This is a genomic window from uncultured Cardiobacterium sp. (assembly GCF_938028185.1).
Classification (GTDB): domain Bacteria; phylum Pseudomonadota; class Gammaproteobacteria; order Cardiobacteriales; family Cardiobacteriaceae; genus Cardiobacterium.
In genome coordinates, this window is the sequence record NZ_CALJAH010000144.1 from 1 (window position 1) to 6229 (window position 6229).

The 6229-nt window shown below is 62.2% G+C and carries 5 protein-coding genes; 2 read left to right on the top strand and 3 right to left on the bottom strand.

Annotation, left to right across the window (positions count from 1 at the left end; all coding sequences use genetic code 11):
* Nucleotides 1-197: 197 nt before the first annotated feature.
* Both Q0349_RS04410 and fabG read right to left on the bottom strand, forming a co-directional pair.
* The gene (locus tag Q0349_RS04410) at nucleotides 198-701 is read right to left on the bottom strand and encodes a DUF308 domain-containing protein (protein ID WP_298079666.1); all 504 of its coding nucleotides are present in this window, start codon (nucleotides 699-701) and stop codon (nucleotides 198-200) included.
* A 97-nt stretch (nucleotides 702-798) separates the two neighbouring features.
* Nucleotides 799-1560, bottom strand: coding sequence for a 3-oxoacyl-ACP reductase FabG (gene fabG, locus Q0349_RS04415; protein ID WP_298079667.1), 762 nt, complete (start codon nucleotides 1558-1560; stop codon nucleotides 799-801).
* 104 nt (nucleotides 1561-1664) lie between these two features.
* On the opposite strand from fabG, the gene Q0349_RS04420 reads away from it, so the two are divergent.
* Together Q0349_RS04420 and pepT are read left to right on the top strand one after the other, a co-directional pair.
* Entirely contained in the window at nucleotides 1665-3254 is a 1590-nt protein-coding gene (locus Q0349_RS04420; RefSeq protein WP_298079668.1) for a peptide chain release factor 3, read from the top strand.
* 129 nt (nucleotides 3255-3383) lie between these two features.
* Nucleotides 3384-4616, top strand: a complete 1233-nt coding sequence (gene pepT, locus Q0349_RS04425) for a peptidase T (RefSeq protein WP_366916274.1) — start codon at nucleotides 3384-3386, stop codon at nucleotides 4614-4616.
* Between the two features lie 184 nt (nucleotides 4617-4800).
* On the opposite strand, the gene hslU is transcribed toward pepT, so the two are convergent.
* Nucleotides 4801-6171 carry an ATP-dependent protease ATPase subunit HslU gene (gene hslU / locus Q0349_RS04430; protein ID WP_298079670.1) on the bottom strand — a complete coding sequence of 457 codons (1371 nt, stop codon included), beginning with the start codon at nucleotides 6169-6171 and terminating at the stop codon, nucleotides 4801-4803.
* Between the last annotated feature and the right edge of the window lie 58 nt (nucleotides 6172-6229).

The window sequence follows — 6229 nt, forward strand, 5'->3', positions numbered from 1 at the left end:
CTATCGTTCGGGCGGTTACGGACTTCGTCCTAACCGCCCCTACGGGCTTTGCCCTGAAGGGGAGAGCAAACACGCGCTAGGGGAATTTTTCAATTGTAAACAGCTCTTAACGCAACCTGCAAAGGTTCACGGCGGAATGGTATAGCCAAACAAAAGCCCGCCATATTGGCGGGCTTTTTGCGGGCGTCGTTATGCGCTCAATAGCGACTGCGCGCCATACCGAGGGCGATGAGCGAGATGCCGTTGGAGAGCAGTTCGATGGCGAGGAACAGGCCAAGGATGACGTTTGCCGATTGCGGGAAGTCGGCAAAAATCAGCACGGCGAGGACGAACGAGAGTAGGCCGGAAACCAGCAGCGTGCCGCGAAAATAGCCGTAGAGGCGCAGCGCGGCACTGATGCGGAGGATGCCCGCGACCAGCAGCAGGCTGCCGACGGCGGCGGTGAGCGAGACCACGCCCCGCAGCGGGTCAAAGACAAGATGCACGCCAAGCGCCAGCACCAGCAGGCCGAGGAGGAACACGGCGAGATGGAAGCCAAGCGGGTGGTTGGCGGCGATGAGCATCAGCGTGCCGACGGCGATAAAGCTCCAACCGGCGAGTACGGTCGCGGTCAGGCTGGCGGCGAAGGGGTTGGCAAGCGCGAGGATGCCGCCGAGAAGCGACAATCCGCCAGCGAGGTAGCAAAAGGTGGTGTTTTTCATGGTTATCTCCTGTGATTGAAGGGACGGGCATTATGGCACGGCGGGGCAGCGCTCCGCACAGCGAAAAACCCCGCCGCAGCGGGGTTTTTGCCTTCACTTATAGCAGCGCTTCCGCCGATTCCGGCAGGATTTGCCCGCCGTCGATGATAATCGTCTGCCCGGTGATGTAGGCGGCTTCGCGGCTGGCGAGGAAGCAGGCGGCGTAGCCGATGTCTTCCGGCGTGCCGAGGGTGTGCGTCGGGATGGCGGCGCGCATTTGCGCGAGGTACGTCTCGCCCTGTGCTTTCAGCCCTTCACTTAGCACGTTGCCCGGCATCACCGCGTTGATGGTGATGCCAAAGCGCGCGTATTCCAGCGCCGCCGAGCGCATGAAGCCCAGTTGCCCCGCCTTGCTCGCGCCGTAGTGGCTCCAGCCGGGGAATCCCGTCACCGGCCCGGTGATGGACGAGGTGATGACGATGCGGCCGTAACCGCGCGGACGCATTGTTTCTGCCGCCGCCTGCACCATGAAAAACGTGCCTTTGAGGTTGATGCCGTGCGTTTCGTCCCAGTCCGCTTCCGTCATTTCAGCGAGTGTTTTTTGCGGAAAGATGCCGGTGTTGGAGCAGAGGATGTCCAGCGCGCCAAAGCGGGCGACGGCAGCGGCGATGGCGGCGCGGCAACTGTCCTGCGCGCGCACGTCCAGCGGCTGATAATGCCCGCTCAGTGCGGCGGCGGTCGCTTCGCCGTGTTCGCGGTCAATGTCGGCGATGATGACTTCCGCCCCCGCGCGGCGCAGCACGGTGGCGATGCCCTTGCCGATGCCCTTCGCGGCGCCGGTGACGAGCGCGGTTTGACCCTGTAACGAAAAAAGTTCCATGAGCGTTCTCCAGTTGAAAACTGCGGTGAGGATAGCGCAAAAAGCGCCGCCCCGCCCGGCGATTGCGCTACAATCCGCGCCCTTGTTTTCATAGCCAAAATCCCATGAGCGACATCCTTTCCAACGACTACCGCGACCGCCGCACCTTCGCCATCATCTCCCACCCCGACGCGGGCAAGACCACCCTCACCGAAAAACTGCTGCTCTTCGGCGGCGCCATCGCGCTCGCTGGCACGGTCAAAGGGCGCAAGGCGGCGCGCCACGCCACCTCCGACTGGATGAAAATGGAGCAGGAGCGCGGCATCTCCGTCACCAGCTCGGTGATGCAGTTCCCGTACCAGGGGCGCGTCATCAACCTGCTCGACACCCCCGGCCACGAAGACTTCTCCGAAGACACCTACCGCACCCTGACCGCGGTGGACTCCGCGCTGATGGTCATTGACTGCGCCAAGGGCGTGGAAGAGCGCACCATCAAGCTGATGGAAGTCTGCCGCCTGCGCGATACGCCCATCTTCACCTTTATCAACAAGTTAGACCGCGAAGGACGCGAGCCGATGAGCCTGCTCGACGAAGTGGAAGACGTGCTGAAAATCCGCTGCGCGCCCGTTACCTGGCCGATTGGCATGGGGCGCACCCTGCGCGGCGTCTATCATCTCTTGGAAGACAAAGTCTATTTCTACGAGCCGGGCAAAGGCGCGCTGGTCAATAACGGCGAAGAAGTGCAGGGCCTCGACAACCCGCGCCTCGACGAACTGCTGCCGGACAGCATCGCCGCCTTCCGCGACGAAATCGAGCTGCTGCGCGAAGCGGGCAACCCCTTTGACCACGACGCCTATTTGCGCGGCGAACTGACGCCGGTGTACTTCGGCTCGGCCATTGGCAACTTCGGCGTGCGCGAAATGCTGAACGGCTTTGCCGAGTACGCGCCACCACCACGCGCCCGCGCCACCACCGCCCGCGCCGTCGCGCCGGAAGAAGGCAAATTCAGCGGCTTTGTCTTCAAAATACAAGCAAACATGGACCCGAAACACCGCGACCGCATCGCCTTCATGCGCATCAACTCCGGCACCTTCACGCCGGGGATGAAACTGCGCCAGGTGCGACTCGCACGCGACGTCAAAATCCCGGACGCGCTCACCTTCCTCGCCGCCGAACGCGAACACATCGACACCGCCGTCGCCGGCGACATCATCGGCATCCACAACCACGGCACCATCCGCATCGGCGATACCTTCACCGAAGGCGAAGATCTGCAATTCACCGGCATCCCCGACTTCGCGCCGGAGCTGTTCCGCCGCGTCCGCCTCAAAGACCCGCTGAAAATGAAAGCGCTGCTGAAAGGGCTGGAGCAACTGTGCGAAGAAGGCGCGACCCAATTCTTCAAACCGCTGCTTGGCAACGATTTAATCCTCGGCGCGGTCGGCGTGCTGCAATTTGACGTCGTCAAAGAGCGGCTGAAGACGGAATACAACGTCGAGTGCCAGTTTGAAGGGGTAAACGTCGCCACCGCGCGCTGGGTGGAAGCGCCGGACGACAAGGCGCTGAAAGCCTTTACCGACAAAAACCAGGCGAACCTCGCCCACGACCACTACGGCCAGCTGGTGTACGTCGCCCCCAGCCGCGTCAATTTGCAACTGACGCAGGAGCGCCATCCCGATATCCGCTTCGCCGCGACGCGGGATCATTTGGCGTAATGCCCATCGCGATAGCCGAAAAAAGCCGGAATCCTCCGGCTTTTTTCGCATGGCGCACGCCACCGTCCGCCCGCAGCGCTATCATGACCGCTCCATTCATCTCAAGGAAACATCATGACCCCTGCCGACCTGAAACAGCCCCTGCTCACGCGCCTGTTGCGTTACGTTCAAGTTCACACCACCTCCGACGCGAAAAGCGCCACCGTCCCCAGTACGCCGCAGCAATGGGATTTGCTCCATCTGCTGCGCGACGAACTGACGGCGATGGGGCTGGCCGACATCACCCTGGACGACAAGGGCTACCTTTTCGCCACCCTGCCCGCGACCACCGACCGCGCCGTGCCGGTGCTAGGACTGCTTGCGCACGTTGACACCGCGCCGGATTTCAGCGGCGAGAACGTCCGCCCGCAAGTCGTCGAACACTACGACGGCGGCGACATCCGGCTTGCAGGCAGCGGCGCGGTGCTGTCGCCGCAGGACTTCCCGCAGCTCGGCGAACTGCGCGGGCATACGCTCGTCACCAGCGACGGCACGACGCTGCTCGGCGCGGACGACAAATCCGGCATCGCCATCATCCTTGCTGCCATCGAATATTTGCAGGCGCACCCGGAAATCGCGCACGGCAAAATCCGCATCGCCTTCACCCCGGACGAAGAAATTGGCCGTGGCCCGGATCACTTTGACGTCGCCGCTTTTGGCGCGGACGTCGCCTACACCATTGACGGCAGCCGCCTCGGCGAATTGCAGTACGAAAACTTCAACGCCGACGAAGCGGTCGTCACCCTCTACGGCCGCAGCGTCCACCCCGGCACGGCGAAAGGGGTAATGGTGAACGGCTGGGCGCGCGCCTGCGAATTTCAGAGCCGCCTGCCCGCGCACCCCGCGCCGGAAACCAGCGGTGGCCGTGAAGGCTTCATCTTCCTCCGCAAAATCGAAGGCTCACTCGAAGCCTGCCGCCTGCTTTACGCGCTGCGCAGCTTCACCCGTGAAGAGCTCGCCGCCTGGGGCAAAATGCTGACCGACACCATGAGCGCGATGCAGCGCGACTACGGCGCGGACTGCGGCACGGTGGAAATCCACGAGCATTACCGCAATATGCGCGAGAAGGTCGAACCGCACCGCTACCTGATTGAAATAGCGGAAAACGTGATGCGCGCGCAGGGCATCGAGCCGGTGATTGAGCCCATTCGCGGTGGCACCGACGGCGCGCGCCTCTCCTTCATGGGACTGCCGACGCCGAACCTCTTCACCGGCGGCGCCAATTTCCACGGCCCGCTGGAATACATCTCGCTGGACGTGATGGAGCAGGCGGCGAACGTTGTCATCGGCATCGCCGCCGCCTTTGTCGAACGGGAGGGGTGAACGACTATAGCGATACTCGCAAAATGTCGGGCATAAATGCCCGACCTATGCGGCTCTCCGGCGACGCTCATAAACCGGCGTACAGCACTTTATGAGGATCACTATAAACGGCACAAGGTGGGGCAAGCCCCACCCTACAAAAATCCCGCCATTCCGGCGGGATTTTGATTTTTGTGAGAAGCCGTTACAGCACGAAGCGGCTCAGGTCTTCGTTTTGCGACAACTCACCGAGGGCGTTTTCCACATAGGCGGCGTCAATGCGGATGCGGTCGCCGTCCGGGCGGTCGGCAGCGTCGAACGACAGGCTTTCGGTCAGCCGCTCCATCAGCGTGTGCAGGCGGCGCGCGCCGATGTTTTCCGTCGTTTTATTAACGTGGTAGGCGATTTCCGCGATTTTTTCGATGCCGTCGTCGGTAAATTCGAGGTGCAGCGATTCGGTCGCGAGCAGCGCGGTGTATTGTTTGATCAGGCTGTGATCCGGCTCGGTGAGGATGCGGCGGAAGTCGTCCACGCCGAGCGCGTCCAGCTCGACCCGCACCGGCATCCGCCCTTGCAGCTCGGGGATGAGGTCAGACGGTTTGGCAAGATGGAAGGCGCCGGAGGCAATGAACAGGATGTGGTCGGTTTTGATCATGCCGTATTTGGTGGAGACGGTGGAGCCTTCTACCAGCGGCAAAAGGTCGCGCTGCACGCCTTCGCGCGAGACGTCCGCGCCGCCGACGTCGCTGCGTTTCGCCACTTTGTCGATTTCGTCGATGAAGACGATGCCGTTCTGCTCGGCGTTCGCTATCGCCTGCTGTTTGATGTCTGCCTCGGAGACGAGTTTGTCCGCTTCTTCTTCGGCGAGCTGCACCAGCGCGTCGGCGATTTTGATTTTTTGTTTGCTGGTGCGCTGTTTGCCGAGGTTCTGGAAGAGTTCGGAGAGCTGGCTGCTCATGTCTTCCATCCCCGGCGGCGCCATGATTTCGACGTGCGCGGCGGTCGGTTGGTCGCGCACTTCGATTTCGATGATTTTGTCGTTCAGCTCTTCGCGCAGGATGCGTTCGCGGTAGGTTTTGCGCGCCGGGTTGTCTTCCGGGACGTTCGCGCCGTCGTGCCAACTGCTGCCGCCTTTGGCGGGCGGCACGAGGGCATCGAGTACGCGCTCCAGCGCCGCTTCGCGCGCTTTGGTTTGCACCTGTTTGCGCGCGCGTTCGCGTTCGAGCTTGATGCTGGTTTCGACGAGGTCGCGGACGATGCTGTCCACGTCGCGGCCGACATAGCCGACTTCGGTGAATTTGGTCGCCTCCACCTTGACGAACGGCGCTTCGGCGAGCTTGGCGAGACGGCGCGCGATTTCGGTTTTGCCGACGCCAGTCGGGCCAATCATCAGGATGTTTTTCGGGGTGATTTCGCTGCGCATCGGCTCCGGGATTTGGCGGCGGCGCCAACGGCTGCGCAGGGCGTTGGCCACGGCGCGCTTCGCCGCTTTCTGGCCGATGATGTGGCGGTCAAGTTCTTCTACGATTTCACGCGGGGTCATGTTGAGGTCGCGGTATTCGGTTTTGTTATCCATGTGTTAGCCCTTCAATTCGTCGGTAATGATGTTGTGGTTGGTATAGACGCAGATGTCG